The following is a 16,361-nucleotide window of genomic DNA, read 5'->3' on the forward strand; positions in this document are numbered from 1 at the left end:
CTTATTGTCCTTTGCCTGATCTTACATAATCAGGCCTGTTTTTTGCATAAGCCGGTTTCAAGAATACTTGAAACCGGCTTTTTCACATCTGGCGACCGCACTTACCTCATCTGAGTATATTTCTTTAACAGTGTGTTTAATCCGGATAGGCTAAGCTGACGCCCATCGCTGAATCACCAATATCCGCACAGCAATTTAATAGAGTAAAAGATTACACGTAATGCAAAAAATATCCCGTATCAGCTTCACCCTCTGTCTTGCACTTAGTATGGCCACCGGCTGGGCCTCTGCCAATTCAGGTGGCAAGGAAGCCAGTGCATCCGCTGGCGCACCTACCGCCAAGCTGGAAGCGTTCACCGTCAATTTGTCATCAACCGACCGCTACCTGCAACTCAGCATGGCGCTGCAAATCGCCAGTGTTGATGTCAGCGAGAAAATCAAAATGTTCATGCCCAAGGTCAGGCATACTCTGATCCTGCTGTTGAGCAGCAAGGACAGTGAACATTTGCAAAGCCTGGAAGGCAAGCATCAGTTGATGGAAGAAATCAGGGATGGCGTCAACAAAACCCTGGAAACCAACGAACATGATGGCGTCACCGATGTGTTCTTTGAAAATTTTGTGATCCAGTAAGCCCGGCCAAGCAGCTACGGCGCGTGATCTGACTCAGCTCAGGGACCACGCGGTTTCCATGGCAATTTCCATCATGTGATTAAAATTATTCTGCCTGTCGTCTGGCGACATGCTGCCGCCTTTGCGCAGGTGATCGGATACCGTCAGCATACCCAGCGCCTGCACGCCATGTTCTGCAGCAAGGGCGTACAAACCGGCCAGTTCCATTTCCACTGCCAATATCTGCATTTTTTCCATGACATCAAACAAGGCTGGCTGTACCGAATAAAACAGGTCGGCAGAAAACACATTGCCCACCCGCACCCGCAGTTGCAGACGCTGTGCTGTCTCAACCGCGCGGGCCAGCAGTGCATAGTCGGCAATGGCCGCAAAGTCATGGTCCATGAAACGCATGCGGTTGACCTTGCTGTCGGTGCCAGCCCCCATGGCAATCAGGACATCACCCAGTTCTATATCTGCACGCAAGGCACCGCAAGACCCCAGGCGTATTAGTTTGGTCACGCCATAATGACGTATCAGCTCAGTGGCATAAATGCAGATCGATGGTATGCCCATGCCGTGCGCCATGACAGAAATTCTTTTGCCGCGATAGGTGCCAGTGTAAGCCCACATATTGCGTACCGCATTGACCAGGCGTGCATCGCTTAGCCAGACATCGGCAATCGCCTTGGCCCGCAAAGGGTCACCGGGCATCAAGACGATGTCGGCAAAGTCACCAACTGCGGCATTTATGTGGGGAGTGGACATGCGCTATCACTTATAAGCTGAGGGGATAAAAATGGCGTGGCAAATTGCAGAGAGCCGCGCAGGGTGTGCCTGATTTGCTGCGGGCGAACCAGCGCCTCTTCACCAAAACTGAAGGCGGCCAATAATTGCCTGCTGGCTTGCTGCGCGCTTGCTTCATCCCTGGCGTGAATGATGGCCAGCGGCGTCTGCGCATCAACGCTTTGCCCCAGTTCGGCAAGCTGGCTCAGGCCCACACTCAAATCTGGAGCGGCATTGCGGCCTGCGCCCATTTGCAACACCGCCATGCCTATGGCACGGGTGTCGATATGATTCAAAACCATGCCGCTGCCTGTGTGTGGTGCCAGCAAAGCGTGCTGCACACCTGCTGCAGGCAGGTAGCGATCAAAGCCAGACAACAAATCGACTGGCCCGCCAAGCGCCGCACAACTGCGCTCAAACACTTGCGCCGCCTTGCCACTGTGCAGGGCATCCAGCAAACGCACCTGGGCATCGAGGGCGTTGCTGGCCAAGCCTGCCTGCACCAGCATTTCTGAACCCAAAGCCAATACCGTCTGGTGCAGGCGTGGCGGGCAGGTATCAGTGCGCAGATAGCGTAGGGCTTCGCGCATTTCTGTCGCATTGCCCACGCTGGGTGCCAGTGGCTGGCTCATGTCAGTAATCAATGCTGAACAAACCATGTCTGCCGCATTGGCGGTATCAATAATATTGCGTGCCAGCGATTGCGCTTGCAACAGCTCCGGTGTTTGTGCGCCGTTGCCGCATTTGATATCCATCACCAGCACATCCAACCCAGCCGCAAATTTCTTTGACAGAATGGATGCGGTAATCAAAGGCAGGCAATCCACCGTGGCCGTGATGTCGCGTATGGCATACAGGCGTTTGTCAGCCGGTGCCAGGTCAACCGTCTGGCCGATGATGGCCATGCCAAAGTCCTTGACCACGCAGCGAAAGCGCGCCAGGTCAGGTGTGCTGCAATAACCGGGTATGGCTTCCAGCTTGTCCTGGGTGCCACCGGTATGCCCCAGGCCGCGCCCGGTAATCATGGGCACCACACCACCACATGCCACTACCATGGGTGCCAATACCAGCGATACCAGGTCGCCGACACCGCCGGTAGAATGTTTGTCTACAACCGGGCCGGGCAAATCCAGATCGTCCCAGCGCAAGACCGTGCCAGAATCGCGCATGGCCAGTGTCAGTGCTGCCCCTTCTGCTGCCGTCATGCCCTGGAAGCAGGTCGCCATGCAAAATGCGCCCAGTTGCGCATCCGACACGCTGCCATCCACCATGCCAGCGACCAAAGCCTGGATCTGTGACTGCTCCAAAGCCTGCCCTGCCCGCTTTTTACGTATCAGCTCTTGTGCCAGCAACATCTCAATATTCCGTAGCAAGCAGTGCTTGCCCACCGCGCAGGCAGGCCAGCAAATTGTTCAACAAGCTGGAAGCACCAAAGCGGAAGTGCGCCGGACTCACCCAATCCGGCCCCAACAGTGAATCTGCCAGCGCCAGATAGGCTGCTGCCTCTGCAACGGTTTTGACGCCACCTGCGGCTTTGAAACCGCAGTGGCCACCAGTTTCCCTGATCACCGTCAGCATGGTTTCTGCAGCTGCCAGCGTGGCATTCACGGTCACCTTGCCGGTCGATGTTTTGATAAAGTCAGCCCCGGCGTCAATCGCCAGCAGGCTGGCCGCACGAACGAATGCCTCGGTTTTCAGCTCACCACTTTCTATGATCACTTTCAACACCTTGTCGCCACAGGCAGCCTTGCAAGCCCTGACCATCGCTGCCCCGGTGCTGGTATCGCCCGCCATCAGCGCTGCATACGGAAAGACCAGGTCAACTTCATCTGCACCATAGGCAATCGCAGCGCGGGTTTCGGCCACGGCAACATCTATATCTGCCTCGCCATGGGGGAAATTAACCACCGTCGCCACCTTGATGTCTGGCGACCCCAATTCCAGCAACATCTTTTTTGCATGCGGAATAAAGCGCGGATAAATGCACACAGCCGCCACCTGCCCCTCTGCACTGCTGGCGGCATTGCACAGGGCAGTGATTTTTTCCCTGGTATCGTCATCATTGAGACTGGTCAGGTCCATCAGGCGCAAGGCACGACGGGCTGCCTGCAACAGGGCGGTGTCTGGTACGGAAGACATGTTCTAGCTCCGGTTAAGGGTTTTCAAACTAAGGGTTTTCAAACGCAAGGGTATTCAAACGCAAAAGATAAGATGCTTGTGGACCAAGCCGCTTGATGTACATCATAGGTCACGGATTCATCTGCAAAAAGCAAATGAAATGCTGGCAATGTGCGGCGATGACAGGTTCGGCTTTGCATTCAGGCTCTTTCAAGGTCGAAACCAAAACAAAACGACAAGACCTCTCAACACAGAGGCACAGAGACACAGAGGTTCACTGAGAAAGGCAAGAGAGCACTCTCTGCTTTTGCTCGCTGACTCCGTGTCACTGTCAAAGTTTGACACTTGGCTCCACACAGTTTTTGCGCCGTTTTTTGTATACCCAACCCCAATAAGCCGCCAAAATACCAACTTTGCCACACCAGACTCCCCATGTACCAGCTTGCTGCCCCCGCTTTTGCCGAAATTGAAATCAAGAAAAGCCGTTTTCTGGGACAACTCTATCCGCTCAACAGCCGGGCCGAAGCGCGCCAGCAACTGGCAAGCATACGTGCCCAGCATCCTGATGCCGTACATGTCTGCTGGGCGCTGGTCTGCACCGGCGATTCTGGCATGGATGATGATGGCGAGCCTTCTGGTACTGCCGCCAAACCCATGTACAACGTACTGGTACACAAGGATGTCACCAACATCCTGGCCGTTGTCGTGCGCTACTGGGGCGGCACCAAGCTGGGTGCCGGCGGCCTGACCCGCGCCTATGGCCAGGCCATATCCGACGCCTTCAAGAATGCCCAACTGATAGAAGTCGAATATTTTGTTGAATGGGATATCGTCTGCGCCTATGCCGATGAATCACATGTACGCCGCCTGAGCGACAAGTTTGCTGCCACCGTCCAGCAATTGATTTATACCGAATCCACCACCATGACCATCAGCGTCAAGCAGAAATGGGCAGATCAGTTTGAAGCAGAACTTGTGACCATGCTAAAAGGGCAAGTGAATATTATCAAAGCTGATTGATCATTTCACAACAAGGCAAGTCGCGGATAGTGACGCAAATATAGTCTTCCGATTTACATGTAAATAACAATCGTTGACATGTCATTTACATATAAAATATCTTTGCTTGTCACCATGAATACACAGTTTTGTAATAAAGTTCTCTACACTGTTGCCGTTACAACTGGTTACGACTAGCAACTATCTTGCGTAGTTGGATAGCTGCTTAGAACAATCTGCGGCAAAAAATAATAACCATGCAAGAAACCAATGCAAAATACCAATCAGGACAGCACAACCTTAAGGCATTACGAATTTAAACAACGCCTTGGTGAAGGTGGTTTTGGCCAAGTACACGAAGCCTGGGATACCAAGCTCCGCCGCCCTGTTGCCATCAAACAGCTAAAACACATAGAAGGCATGGCACAACCCGCCAGCCTGATCAAAGAAGCACGCCTTGCCGCCTCCCTGAAGCACCCTGCCTTTGTCAAAGTATTTGCCATTGAAGAAGAAGGCGACAGCCAGTCCATCGTCATGGAACTGGTCCCCGGCCATACCCTGAAACAACTGCTGCAACAAGAAAAAGTCAGCGAACAGCACGCCATCAACATCATCAGCCAGGTGGCCGAAGCCATGCAGGAAGCGCACGCATCCGGCCTCATCCACGGCGACCTGAAACCTTCGAACCTGATGGTGGAACCAGACGGCAGGGTACGCATCCTGGATTTTGGTTTGGCATCGCAGGCAGATGTGCAAGCCACCACCTCATTAAGCCAGGTTGACCCACAAGGCACCATCGCCTACATGGCCCCCGAACGCATGATGGGTGCCGCAGTCAACGTCCAGACCGACATCTATGCCCTGGGCGTGATCCTGTACGAAATCATCAGCGGCACCCGCCCCTTCGCCAGCGCCAGCGGCCTGGCCCTGGCCGCCGCGCTGATGCAGTCCAATTCAGACACCTGGGAATTCCCCGCCAATACCAACCCGGCACTGGTCAAGCTGGTGCTGGCGATGACGGCAAAGCAGACTGAAAAGCGTTTGGGGAGTATGCAGCAGGTTTGTGAAAAGCTGCGGCCTTTGGTTAGTGTGATGACTGTTAAAGCAAATCTGAATAACAGCAAATCAATAACCTCTAACAAAGGCTGGAAACAACTTAGCACACCCAAACGCGCCTTATTGCTATTGGCTGCCTTAATCGCACTGGCTTACGGTACCTGGCAGGCTGTGCCTTATCTTGAACTTGACAAGATGTCGTTGAAGCCATATTCCGAATCGTTAACCCTTAAGCAAGGTCTAGAAGCTCTGAAGCAATTCGATAGGCCTGGCAGCTTAGACAGGGCTACTAAAAGCTTTGAAACTATCTTAAAACATGATGGTAATAGTGCTGCTGCGGTAGCGGGCTTGTCTCTGGTCTATAGTTTTCGTTATACAACTGACGGGCAAGACGAGATTTGGTTACAAAAGGCAGATGCAAGTGCACAGCAAGCAGTCAAGATGAACGGGCAATTGGCCTTGAGCTATGTTGCGCGAGGTGCTGCGGCGACAAGAAAAGATAAGCATGAACAAGCATTTGCTGATCTCGACAGAGCATTAGTCTTGGACCCAGAAAATTACTTTGCCTGGCTTATAAAAGCTACGGTACTAAGAAAAGCACATCGATTCGATGAAGCTATAAAATTTGCTGAGCTCGCTATTCAAAAATTTCCAAACAATTCCGTATTTGCGGGTGAAATTGGAACTGCTAAATACTTGAAAGGCGATTCCGAGGGTGCAGAGAAAGCGTTTCGACTAAGCATCAAAATGGAACCTGATGCGGTCCTCCCATATGCAAATTTGAATGCCGCACTTTTAAGATTGAACCGCAATGACGAAGCACTGAACGTTTTGCAACAGGGTTTGCAAATAAGACCGAGTGCTGCCTTGTACACCAATCTAGGTAATGCCTTGTTCATAAAAGGAGATTATTTGGCAGCGGTGGAAGCTTTTCAACAAGCCGTCTCGAATGAAAAAGGCAATCCAAACAATTACTTTGGATGGGCAAATTTAGCAGATGCGTTGCTGTGGATACCAAGCCGAAAAAATGAAGCACAAACTGCGTATACAAAAGCAATACAGCTTATCCAGCCGAGGCTGGAACGGTCTCCAAATGACGCAACTCTGGTGTCCCGCATGGGATTGTATTCTGCACGAATTGGGAATAAAGAAAAATCTCTTGAACTGATAAAACATTCTCTGGAATTGGCACCTAAAAGCGCCGATGTACATTTTCGTGCCGGATTGGCATACGAATTGCTAGAAGACAGAACACTTGCATTGGATGCCATTCACAAAGCGCTGGAACTTGGCTATCCCGTGAAGTTAATTGATGCAGAACCTGATCTACTTGCTTTGAGGCGAGATGACCGATACCCGCAAAAATAGTAATTAACAACTGAAGTTGTATTGCTATATGTTTGTGTTTGCGAGGGCAGGAAATCATGCTGCTTTTTTATATATTGATCTTAAAATCTCTATCTCATGCTATGGAGCTTAGCTAAGCAAGTGTCAATCAAGTAGTAAAAATGAACATTATTTTTATTTATTCATGATGTAAATCTAAGACGTACTTTACACACAAGGAGAAAGAATTGGCTGCCTACAATTTTCAACTTAATTACAACGCACATAAGCAATGTGTCGGTCAGTATATAAACGACTTACCACCAGCCGGTGATAACGGATGTGCTATTTTTGTCGCTGGTGACACAATTACCTATTCCTATGTTTTTGTTGAGCATGGTTACACGCAACCACCAAGTACAACGGCGATTTCAAACAGCGTAGTTAACGCCTATCCAGTGACACAAAATGGAAACTTTGATGACCCATTCGTAAACGGTACCTCTATTGCAAATAATGGATACCAGGTTGCATTGAATAGCACGTCTAACCCCGGTTTTACCGTGACAATAAGTAGTAGCTACAGCGCTGGTGATCCTAGCCATAGATTTACTTTTGTAGGATCATTTACTGCTATCGTATACGGTAGCCCAATGTCCTTCACTTGGGACCCCGAATGTGACGTTGGCACTGGCGCCTAAACCCCCACCACCTTCAAATACCGCCGCAACGCCTCACTAGGCGTTTTCAACAACGCGGCGCATGCTTCAATATCGCCAGCGCTGGTTTCCAGTGTCTGGCGAATTTCTTCCATCGGTATCTGTTCGGCGCGACGTATCCGGCTGTGGCTGTCCAGCAGCTTGTACATGGATGGGCGCGAGATGCCAAGCTCTTGCGCGGCGCCCTGTATATACCAGTCATTGTTTTCCATGGCGCGTAAGACATCGTCTTCGCCCAGCTCGGTCAATTTCTTGCGCGGGATGACGGGCAGCGGGATTTTGCTGTCGGCGGCGATGGTGGCGTGTTCTGGCCCTGTTGAGGCAGGTTTGTGGGTGGTTTTGACCAGGCTGGTCAATTGTGGCACTTCACCCAGTTGCAGGGCCAGCAAGGCACGGCGCAAGACATGCGACAACTGGCGGATATTGCCTGGCCAGTCGTAATTGGCAAATTCGCTGACCAGGGCTACCGGCAGGTTGGTGCCCACTTCATTCGGCATTTTGCTGGTGTTGAGCAGATGCAACAGCAGCACGCCTATGTCTTCACGGCGGGCGCGCAGTGGTGGCAGGTGGATGATGAAGCTTTCCAGGCGGCGCAGCAGGGCCTGGTTGAAGCCTTCGCTATACAAATCCTGATCCGTCGCGGCGATCAGGCGGGCGCTGGACTTTTGGTCATGCTGTGCACCCAGTGGCCGGTAGTCGCCGCTTTCCAGCACACGCAACAGCATGGGCTGGATGCTGGCCGGGGTATTGCCGATTTCATCCAGGAACAATGTCGCCCCTTCGGCTTCGGCAAACAGGCCTTTGCGGGCATTTTGTGCACCGGTGTAGGCACCCTTGACGGCACCAAACAAGTCGGCAGCGGCCAGGGCTTCGTTCAATGCGGCCATGTTGACGCTGACCAATTGTGCGTTGGCGCGTTTGCTGTAGGCATGGATGGCACGCGCGGCGATTTCTTTGCCAGTACCGGTTTCCCCCAATAACAGGACAGGCAGCTCTGTGCCGGCGACCTGGCGGATCTGGTCGCGGGCGACGATGGCAGCACTGCCAACGCCAACAAAGCCGAGGGCAGGGTTGTGTTTGGGCAGGCAGCGCATCCAGTGCAGGCAGATCAGCACGGCACGGCCCAGGCCAAGGATGACGCCAGATTCAATTTGCTCGCGGCTTAGCGCCACCGGGGCGGCAATCTCTGTGCCATTGACTTCTACCACCATGCGGCTGGTGGGTGGGGTGATGACGATGCCATCATCACCATCCCGCGTCACCCGCACCGGGTCGCGCGAGATACCGCCATACCCGAGTGGCAGGCCTTCTTTGGCCGGATGACGGAACAGGGGCAGAAAACGATTGATTTCAAGCAAGCCGTTTGGGTTGCTGGCAATAAACTGTTCGCCTATGCGCTGGCTATCCGGATGCCAGACGACAGTCAGGCCCAGCAGTGCCGCCGCATTGTCAGACAGTCTGGACAGGGGCGAGGTCAGCGTGTAATCGGTATCGTTCATTGTGTGTACTGCATATGTAAAGCACCAATGTAAATTTGTGCGCTTGACATGTCAACCTGCAATCACAAATACCTGCTCTCCCAGTAGAAGGCAGCTGGCACGCCGCTTGCAAATATCACCACATACAGCGGGCGATGATGGCCTGCAATTTGGGAGAGAGAAAATGTTTGCCACTGAAATATTATGGATTTTATCCACTGTACTGCTGTTTATCCTGTTAAGCAGAATGACGCTGAAAGCCAGGCTGGCACGCAAGATTGCCATGCGTTTGCTGATGGATGATGTGTACTACCACGAAACCCGTAGTGCACTGATACAAAAGAATGTAGAGCGGGCACCCCATTACCTGGGCCGTACCCGTATCAGTGCCGGTACTGTCGCCATGTGCCTGCCCACCCACGATCCGCAGGCAGCATGGACGGCGGCCATCCACACGTCAACCCGCATGCGCCTGCGCTCACAGTCGGAACCTGCGCCGTCCATCATGGAAAAACCTTACCTGTGGGCCACTACCTGGGCATCGAAAGATAAAGCCTGGTCGACCACCTTGGGTTTGGTCAAAGCGGAAGAAAAAGCCGCCCGCCCGAATCCCCCGGTCGTCAACCGCGTTACTAAAAAACCGGCAAAGCCCGGCAAGAGCGCATCTGGCCTGTTGAATCTGGGCTTGATGCGCCAAGCCGTCGCTTGCGACTGATATTTACATGTAGAGAAAAGCTGCGTTGACATGTAAATAGTGGCTTTTTACGCAGTAACCAGCATAAACCAAGCTGTATCGGCCGCAAAAGCCGCCATAAGACTACTTTTTTGCTGGCACGGAATTTGACTATAGGTAGTCAAGTCACAAACTGGCCTTAGTGGCAGGGAAGTAAACGTCTTAATTAGAAACAGGAGTCAGACATGAAATTCGCACAGGAAATCACGACTGCAGACACGCTCTTGAAAGCCGACCTTTACGGCGACTTTGCCAGTTTCCAGGATCGCTTGCCACCGCTGCTGAGGCTGCAGGCCCATCTGTTTGGACAGCAGTCACCGACCGATGATGAAAATGCTGTCGATGACGCCAGGCTAGGCGACATATTGGGTGACACACAGCCACGCTTCGACAGAAGAAAGACTGACCGTCGCCAGGACCCGTCACGGATATTGAAAAACAGCCGAGTCAGCAGTGACAGGCGCAGAAAGACTGATGGCAGCGTAGAAGTCAAATCAGATACGCTGACCTGATCCCGTTATTCTGATCCAGCTAATGCCTGCCTGTCAGAGCGTGCTTATGATCTGTAGCGAGCGAGCGTCAGCGGGGCGAAGAGCCGCGCAAAAAGCGGAATGTACGCTAAGTACATGAGCATTTTGAGCAGCGCATGAGCCCCGCGTAGTTTACGATTGCGCCCGCGCAGTAAGATCGAAAACAGGTTCTCAGGCACAGGAGACATCATGAGAAACACAGACAGGAACATCGCCATACCAGAAGCCAGGAAACCCTTCAACTTTTACAAAGAAGAAGCTGGCCTGCAATGGGTAAAAATTCCCGGTGTGGTAATGCATGATGAGGCCAACTGGGCGCAAGAAGTCTGCCGCAAGCCGTGCATGACACTGGCCGAGGCCAAGGCATTTGCGGCCGACAATGACCGCGTCACTTTCTTTTTTTATGTAAAGCATTTTACTATACTGGCAAAGCAACAGATTTTGCATGCGGGCGACGTGGTGTTTTTTTCTGGCAAACCGATTTTGGGTCTCGAGGAGGGTGCCGATGTATATGAAAAACCGGCACCCAAGGGACGCATCGTCAGCCTTTGCGCGCCGCAGGGCAATGGCTGGGTTTCTTTGCAGGCCAGCATGCAGGTTCCCTTTGCCAGCACCGATAAAGGGGTGCTATTTATCTGGCCGGGCTTGCAGCCGGGTGGCGATCATTTCGCGCCGATAGGACGTGGGGTATTGCAGCCGGTGCTGACTTACTGCAGTGTGCAAAGCACCTCATGCGCGCCCAACCCCACACAATTGCCAGAAGCAGGATGGTGGATTTCTGGCCAGTATGTGAATACCGAAAACGCTGACAGCCCGGTGTTCGGCTGCTTTGGCGGACCGCGCATGGCTGTCAGGTCGGGTGATATCCTGACCTGTAGCATCGTCTATGATGTAGCAACACATACCTGGACCCAGACCATACTCAATACCGCCAACAAGATCAGCATCAGTTTCCCGATGAAGTTGACGGACAATGAGGGGCAGGCACAAGAACAGAATATCGCCTATTTTTGCCTGGAAAATCCCGGCCATGCAGCGCTTGGCCAAAGCGTCAGCCTGTTTAACATTGTCGCCAAAGTCGCGCGGCCTCAAAGCAATCTGGGCCAGGATATGGCCAGCATGCCTTGTGTTGAAAACCTGGCGGTCAGCGATGACCAGACGACTATCAGCATAGATCGGGTCATCATCTATAGCCCGATTTTTAATGCTGACTAATAGATCTTACTGATTTATTCGCTTGCCGCTTGCCAGGTGTCAAAATAATGCTGGAAGGTGGCAATCACTTCATCAATGTCTGCCCTGGATACATCCAGGTGCGTGACCATGCGCATATGCGGTGTCACACGCGCCAGTATGCCGCGGCCCAGCAAATGCTTTTCCAGGCCGGTGCAGGCAGCTGACGGTATATCGGCATACAGGATATTAGTCTGGGGGGGCTGCACCTGTAAGGCGGCAATCTGCTGTAGGCCACTGGCCAGCATTTGTGCGTTGGCATGGTCTTCTGCCAGGCGCAGGATATTATTTTCCAGCGCATACAAGCCAGCCGCCGCCAGACTGCCCGCCTGGCGCATGCCGCCACCCAGCATCTTGCGCCAGCGAAGCGCGCTTTTGATGAAATCTTTGTCGCCACATAATACTGAACCAACCGGCGCGCCCAAGCCCTTGGACAGACACACAGATACGCTGTCAAAACCGGCCACTGCCTGTTTCAGTTCCACCCCCTGTTTGACGGCAGCATTGCAAATGCGTGCACCATCCAGGTGGGTTGCCAGACCACGTTCATGGGCCAGGCTGATGGCTGCTTGCACATACGCAGGCGGCAGCACGCGACCACCGATGGTGTTTTCCAGGGTCAGCAAACGGCTGCGGGCAAAATGAAAATCATCCGGCTTGATGGCGGCGGCGATATCGCCAAGGGCAATACTGCCATCGGCCTGATTGGTCAGTGGCTGCGGTTGTATGCTGCCTAACACTGCGGCACCACCGCCTTCGTATTTGTAGGTATGCGCTTCCTGTCCGACGATGTATTCGTCACCCCGGCCACAATGTGCCAGCAAGGCCAGCAGATTGGTTTGTGTGCCGGACGAGGCAAACAGCGCTGCCGCATAGCCAAACCGTTCAGCAGCATAGGCTTGCAGACGGTTGACCGTGGGGTCATCGCCGTACACGTCATCACCCACTTCGGCGGCGTGCATGGCAGCACGCATGGCGTGGGTGGGACGGGTAACTGTATCGCTGCGCAAATCAATGCGGATGGGTGGTCTGGCTGACATGGGGTTTCCTTTTTACTATCGGGATGCTAGTAGTGTTGACCGAATCGCCAATTGTATGCGGTTTATGCATGTTTATCTGCATCAGCACTATCAGGCCATTGCCATAAACAGATACACTAACAGGCAAAGGATGGATGCCAGGTAGCCTGTGACGAGGGTGAATTTATGCGCATCCTGACTCACTATTCAGTTGCACGGATCACTTGCACATGCGAAGTACGGTAGCAAAAATTGCCCTTGTTTTCAGTGTCTTGCTTGCCTTCGCCAGCCCCGGTGCACTTTCCGGCCTGGTGGATTTTTCGCATGGTTTACTGGAATCGATGACCAAGCGCTTTGGTGCCGAGGGGCCACGTCGTCTGGCGCAAATGCAAAACGCGGTACGCAAGATCAGTGCAATGGCTGGTAAAGACTTTGCCAGGACTATTGTCGCCTCCAGTGATGGCAAGTACGAAATGCCGGTGCTGCGCCAGGTGAATGATTTCTTTAATCGTGTGCCCTACGTCAGCGACCAGGAACATTGGGGCGTTGCCGATTACTGGGCCACCCCGGCAGAATTTGTAGCGTCATGGGGCGGTGACTGTGAAGACTATGCCATCGCCAAATACATGACGCTGAAAGACCTGGGGGTGCCGGTGGAAAGGCTGCGCATCACTTATGTCAGGGCGATACGCATAGGCGAAACCCATATGGTATTGGCGTACTACCCCACACCGACGGCAGAACCGTGGATCATGGATAACCTGGTGGATGAGATTCAACTGGCATCGGCACGCAGCGACCTGGTGCCGGTGTATAGTTTCAATGATGAAGACCTGTGGCTGGCCAGCGGCAGCGCACGCAAGGGTGGTGCATCCACTGTGCGTTTATGGAAAGACATGATAGACAAGATGGACAAGGAAAAGCGCATGTGATGCATCCTGAGCTTAGGAGGCATCTGCGCTTTTTCTTGTTACCCTGTATTGCTCAGTCCGCTTTTGCCATCACTATTTTTTCCGGCACGCCAAAATAAAATCCCTGACCGCAATCGATCTGGTCTGCCAATAATAATTGCAGCGATTCTTCGCTTTCCACATTTTGTGCTATCAGCGGTATGCCCATGGACTGGGCAAACTTGACGATGGCGCGCAGGTGGGCATGGCTGCTTTCATTGCTGGCAATCTGCTGTATCAGGCCACCGTCGAGCTTGATGTAATCGGGTGGGATTTCGCGTATGACATTCAGGGCATGTGGGTCCAGGCCGAAATGATCCACCCCAAAACGGATACCGGCTTCACGCAACAGCGACACAAATTTTTTGGTGATTGCATGATCTCTGGCACAACCGAATTCACTCATTTCCACGGACAGGCGGCCTGACAGCTCAGGGGAAAATTTCAGCCGCGCCAACAACCAGTCGCAAAAATCCTGGCTCTCCATCGATTGCAGCGAAACATTGACGGCAATATGTTTGAAGGCCGGATTGGGTGTCAGCAGCATGTCGATGATCAGGGTGATGACGGCCTGGTCAATTTCTGGCATCAGTTGATGGCGCATGGCCATGGGCAGGAATTTATTCGCCGGGACCAGGTTGCCCTGGGTATCAAGCAGGCGGGAAAACACTTCATGGTGTACCAGTTGGCGCAATTGCAAACGCATGACAGGCTGCGCAAACAATACCCAGCGATTTTCTGCCAGTGCATTACGGATCAGCACGCGCCAGCCATGTGAACCGGCGATATTTGTTTCACTTTCTTCCAGATGAGCCACGCTGATTTGCCCGGTGCCAGACTGGCGCATGGTTTCTATGGCGAGGTCAGCACGTGAAAAAATATCGGTACGATTGTGCGAAAGGCCAAACACCACGGCCCCCGCCGCCAGGCTGACCTGCCGGGATGCGCGCAGCAATACCTGGCTCAAACGGTATTGCAATACATCGACCAGTTGGTCTATCCCTTTCTCGTCAATATCGATGCAGACCGCAGCAATCGAAGTACCGCCTATACGGCCCACGATGCTGACGTATTTGCTGACGATTTCGCGCACCACTGCGGATACGTCAGCCAGCAAGGCATCACCTTGCTGATAACCGTATTGATGATTGAATTCCTTGAGGCCATCAAATTCCAGCACAAAGATCACGGCGGTATCGAAGCGTCCATCTTCTGACAGCAGGTGATTGAAACGCAGGTCAAAGCCATGCCGGTTTTCCAGGCCGCTGACCTTGTCGATAAAGGCTTCGCGCCGGTAGTTTTCGGCCTTGGCGATTTCTTCATCCAGCAAGGCTGAAATACGGTCCGACATATGATTCATGGCGACTACCACGCGCCGCAATTCGCGCGCCTGTGGCAATACATCTATGCGTTGAAAACGCTTTTCCTGGATGGCGACGGCGACTTCTTCAATTTTTTTCAGTGGGCTCAGGATGATACGCAACAGCAGTACTGTCAGCCCCCAGACGATGAGATACATGACAAACATCCACAGTGCCATTTCTTGCATGGACCGCCACAGATATTCATAGGCATAGGCAGGATGACTGATGACCACCACCTTGCCCAACTGACGCCAGCCAGATGAAATGAAAGCTTCACCGGGTGGTGTTTGCAAATCAAACAGCACCGGCATCCAGGCCGGCACTTTTTCTTTGTTGGCGGGGAGTTCTTTGCTGACGATGATCTTGCCCGCAGGGTCAAGCACCATTATTTTTTTGTAATAGCCTCGGTCAAACAAGGTGGTGATCTGTATGTCTGCCAGGGTCTGGTCATTTTTTGCCATGGCATCTTCCAGCGGTCGCGACAGCGCGGTGGCCGCATCTTGTGCATGGGACGCCAGTTGCTGTTGCAGATAATCTCTGGTGGTCAGCACCGACAAGACTTGCAAGCCGATGAATACAGCAAAAAATATGACTGAAATTGCAAGAAGTAATTGGCGTCTTAATGTCATGTCATCTCTTTTGGCATCGATCAGAATTTTTCGTACAATTTCTCCACTGCACCTACACTACTTCATCTTGAAGTATCTTTGCAACTTAAACAAGAAAATAGCATTATTGAGCAATTTGTTTTAATCAATTTGCAGATTTACTTACTAGGACTTACGCAAAATTGTCCCAACAAAACCCAGCGACGAAGACAGTACTTTAGTACGCGGCTCCTAGGAGAGGAGCTGCAACGCTTTGGGGCGGTTTTGCGTAAGTCCTGCGGGGATGTAATGCAAATAGTAGCCCAATCAGCGTCAAAGGTCGCCCAATTTGCATAAGATGCGCAAGCAAAACAGACACACACAAGTAAAGCATGCCAGCATATACCGATGCTTGGGTAAAATACGTTTTTTCAGCGATGCCCGCCAGACTATTGTGTGGTGCCAGGCTTCATTATTTCAAATACATCATCTATGTCGAACACCAATATCAGCACCCATATCAACACAGATATCCTGCGCACAAAAATCAATCTGGAAACTGCCAGCTTTCCCTGGAGCGAGCTGTTGCGCCATTTCGCCGGCGGCACGGTGCTGGTGGTGGCTGGCGATCAAGACCTGGTCGAAGTCGCCCTGCATATGGCAGAAGACCGCGCCGAACACATTGCTGCCCTGCTCGATAGCGGGCAACTGGCCAGAGTCAACGATGCGCAGGCCAAAGAATGGCTGGAGCAAGACCGGCAGCTTTGGACTGTGGTGGTAAAACCCTGGATACTGGTACAGCACCGGGTTGAAAGAGACTAAGCAGATCCTAAGCTGACCTAAGCAGGGCCCA

Annotated in this window: 15 protein-coding genes; 9 read left to right on the forward strand and 6 right to left on the reverse strand. The window is 52.5% G+C overall.

Annotated elements, in window-relative coordinates; all coding sequences use genetic code 11:
* Nucleotides 1–220: 220 nt before the first annotated feature.
* The gene (locus ACO0LM_RS21150) at nucleotides 221–631 is read left to right on the forward strand and encodes a flagellar basal body-associated FliL family protein (protein WP_422983982.1); all 411 of its coding nucleotides are present in this window, start codon (nucleotides 221–223) and stop codon (nucleotides 629–631) included.
* A 33-nt stretch (nucleotides 632–664) separates the two neighbouring features.
* On the opposite strand, the gene deoD is transcribed toward ACO0LM_RS21150, so the two are convergent.
* Genes deoD through deoC form a run of 3 tightly spaced genes read right to left on the reverse strand, consistent with a single transcriptional unit; the run spans nucleotide 665 to nucleotide 3,535 of the window.
* The gene (gene deoD / locus ACO0LM_RS21155; protein WP_423039651.1) at nucleotides 665–1,378 is read right to left on the reverse strand and encodes a purine-nucleoside phosphorylase; all 714 of its coding nucleotides are present in this window, start codon (nucleotides 1,376–1,378) and stop codon (nucleotides 665–667) included.
* Entirely contained in the window at nucleotides 1,360–2,751 is a 1,392-nt protein-coding gene (gene deoA, locus ACO0LM_RS21160; protein WP_423039653.1) for a thymidine phosphorylase, read from the reverse strand. The genes deoD and deoA overlap by 19 nt, the downstream gene beginning before the upstream one ends.
* Before the next feature lies 1 nt (nucleotide 2,752).
* On the reverse strand, nucleotides 2,753–3,535 hold the full coding sequence (gene deoC / locus ACO0LM_RS21165; protein ID WP_423039655.1) for a deoxyribose-phosphate aldolase: 783 nt from the start codon (nucleotides 3,533–3,535) through the stop codon (nucleotides 2,753–2,755).
* Between the two features lie 411 nt (nucleotides 3,536–3,946).
* Here deoC and ACO0LM_RS21170 point away from each other — a divergent pair, with 411 nt between their 5' ends.
* From ACO0LM_RS21170 to ACO0LM_RS21180, 3 genes are all read left to right on the forward strand, one after another.
* Nucleotides 3,947–4,534, forward strand: a complete 588-nt coding sequence (locus ACO0LM_RS21170; RefSeq protein WP_423039657.1) for an IMPACT family protein — start codon at nucleotides 3,947–3,949, stop codon at nucleotides 4,532–4,534.
* 249 nt (nucleotides 4,535–4,783) lie between these two features.
* Nucleotides 4,784–6,937, forward strand: a complete 2,154-nt coding sequence (locus ACO0LM_RS21175) for a protein kinase domain-containing protein (protein WP_423039659.1) — start codon at nucleotides 4,784–4,786, stop codon at nucleotides 6,935–6,937.
* 206 nt (nucleotides 6,938–7,143) lie between these two features.
* Nucleotides 7,144–7,596, forward strand: a complete 453-nt coding sequence (locus tag ACO0LM_RS21180; RefSeq protein WP_423039661.1) for a hypothetical protein — start codon at nucleotides 7,144–7,146, stop codon at nucleotides 7,594–7,596.
* Here the strand turns inward: ACO0LM_RS21180 and ACO0LM_RS21185 are convergent.
* Nucleotides 7,593–9,113: a sigma-54-dependent transcriptional regulator gene (locus ACO0LM_RS21185; protein WP_423039663.1), complete on the reverse strand. Its 1,521-nt coding sequence runs from the start codon at nucleotides 9,111–9,113 to the stop codon at nucleotides 7,593–7,595. The two genes, ACO0LM_RS21180 and ACO0LM_RS21185, sit on opposite strands and share 4 nt — an antisense overlap.
* 163 nt (nucleotides 9,114–9,276) lie before the next feature.
* Between ACO0LM_RS21185 and ACO0LM_RS21190 the strand changes: the two genes are divergently transcribed.
* The 3 genes from ACO0LM_RS21190 (at nucleotide 9,277) to ACO0LM_RS21200 (ending at nucleotide 11,570) form a co-directional block, all read left to right on the forward strand.
* The gene (locus ACO0LM_RS21190; protein ID WP_423039665.1) at nucleotides 9,277–9,807 is read left to right on the forward strand and encodes a hypothetical protein; all 531 of its coding nucleotides are present in this window, start codon (nucleotides 9,277–9,279) and stop codon (nucleotides 9,805–9,807) included.
* Between the two features lie 203 nt (nucleotides 9,808–10,010).
* Nucleotides 10,011–10,337, forward strand: a complete 327-nt coding sequence (locus tag ACO0LM_RS21195; RefSeq protein WP_423039667.1) for a hypothetical protein — start codon at nucleotides 10,011–10,013, stop codon at nucleotides 10,335–10,337.
* Between the two features lie 207 nt (nucleotides 10,338–10,544).
* Nucleotides 10,545–11,570, forward strand: a complete 1,026-nt coding sequence (locus tag ACO0LM_RS21200) for a hypothetical protein (protein WP_423039669.1) — start codon at nucleotides 10,545–10,547, stop codon at nucleotides 11,568–11,570.
* Nucleotides 11,571–11,584: 14 nt separating this feature from the next.
* On the opposite strand, the gene ltaE is transcribed toward ACO0LM_RS21200, so the two are convergent.
* The gene (gene ltaE / locus ACO0LM_RS21205; RefSeq protein WP_423039671.1) at nucleotides 11,585–12,628 is read right to left on the reverse strand and encodes a low-specificity L-threonine aldolase; all 1,044 of its coding nucleotides are present in this window, start codon (nucleotides 12,626–12,628) and stop codon (nucleotides 11,585–11,587) included.
* A 209-nt stretch (nucleotides 12,629–12,837) separates the two neighbouring features.
* Between ltaE and ACO0LM_RS21210 the strand changes: the two genes are divergently transcribed.
* Entirely contained in the window at nucleotides 12,838–13,539 is a 702-nt protein-coding gene (locus ACO0LM_RS21210) for a transglutaminase-like cysteine peptidase (RefSeq protein WP_423039673.1), read from the forward strand.
* 52 nt (nucleotides 13,540–13,591) lie between these two features.
* On the opposite strand, the gene ACO0LM_RS21215 is transcribed toward ACO0LM_RS21210, so the two are convergent.
* A complete protein-coding gene (locus ACO0LM_RS21215; protein ID WP_423039675.1) occupies nucleotides 13,592–15,550 on the reverse strand; it encodes a bifunctional diguanylate cyclase/phosphodiesterase in 1,959 nt (652 codons plus the stop codon).
* 450 nt (nucleotides 15,551–16,000) lie between these two features.
* Here ACO0LM_RS21215 and ACO0LM_RS21220 point away from each other — a divergent pair, with 450 nt between their 5' ends.
* Nucleotides 16,001–16,330, forward strand: a complete 330-nt coding sequence (locus ACO0LM_RS21220; protein WP_423039677.1) for a DUF2288 domain-containing protein — start codon at nucleotides 16,001–16,003, stop codon at nucleotides 16,328–16,330.
* Nucleotides 16,331–16,361: the final 31 nt, after the last annotated feature.

Source organism: Undibacterium sp. Di26W (assembly GCF_049340265.1).
Classification (GTDB): domain Bacteria; phylum Pseudomonadota; class Gammaproteobacteria; order Burkholderiales; family Burkholderiaceae_D; genus Undibacterium.

Bases quoted from the DNA above. Each gene is read 5' to 3' on its own strand.
- ACO0LM_RS21150 (WP_422983982.1), top strand. From the start codon at position 221: ATGCAAAAAATATCCCGTATCAGCTTCACCCTCTGTCTTGCACTTAGT.
- deoD (WP_423039651.1), bottom strand. From the start codon at position 1,378: ATGTCCACTCCCCACATAAATGCCGCAGTTGGTGACTTTGCCGACATC.
- deoA (WP_423039653.1), bottom strand. From the start codon at position 2,751: ATGTTGCTGGCACAAGAGCTGATACGTAAAAAGCGGGCAGGGCAGGCT.
- deoC (WP_423039655.1), bottom strand. From the start codon at position 3,535: ATGTCTTCCGTACCAGACACCGCCCTGTTGCAGGCAGCCCGTCGTGCC.
- ACO0LM_RS21170 (WP_423039657.1), top strand. From the start codon at position 3,947: ATGTACCAGCTTGCTGCCCCCGCTTTTGCCGAAATTGAAATCAAGAAA.
- ACO0LM_RS21175 (WP_423039659.1), top strand. From the start codon at position 4,784: ATGCAAAATACCAATCAGGACAGCACAACCTTAAGGCATTACGAATTT.
- ACO0LM_RS21185 (WP_423039663.1), bottom strand. From the start codon at position 9,113: ATGAACGATACCGATTACACGCTGACCTCGCCCCTGTCCAGACTGTCT.
- ACO0LM_RS21190 (WP_423039665.1), top strand. From the start codon at position 9,277: ATGTTTGCCACTGAAATATTATGGATTTTATCCACTGTACTGCTGTTT.
- ACO0LM_RS21195 (WP_423039667.1), top strand. From the start codon at position 10,011: ATGAAATTCGCACAGGAAATCACGACTGCAGACACGCTCTTGAAAGCC.
- ACO0LM_RS21200 (WP_423039669.1), top strand. From the start codon at position 10,545: ATGAGAAACACAGACAGGAACATCGCCATACCAGAAGCCAGGAAACCC.
- ltaE (WP_423039671.1), bottom strand. From the start codon at position 12,628: ATGTCAGCCAGACCACCCATCCGCATTGATTTGCGCAGCGATACAGTT.
- ACO0LM_RS21210 (WP_423039673.1), top strand. From the start codon at position 12,838: ATGCGAAGTACGGTAGCAAAAATTGCCCTTGTTTTCAGTGTCTTGCTT.
- ACO0LM_RS21215 (WP_423039675.1), bottom strand. From the start codon at position 15,550: ATGACATTAAGACGCCAATTACTTCTTGCAATTTCAGTCATATTTTTT.
- ACO0LM_RS21220 (WP_423039677.1), top strand. From the start codon at position 16,001: ATGTCGAACACCAATATCAGCACCCATATCAACACAGATATCCTGCGC.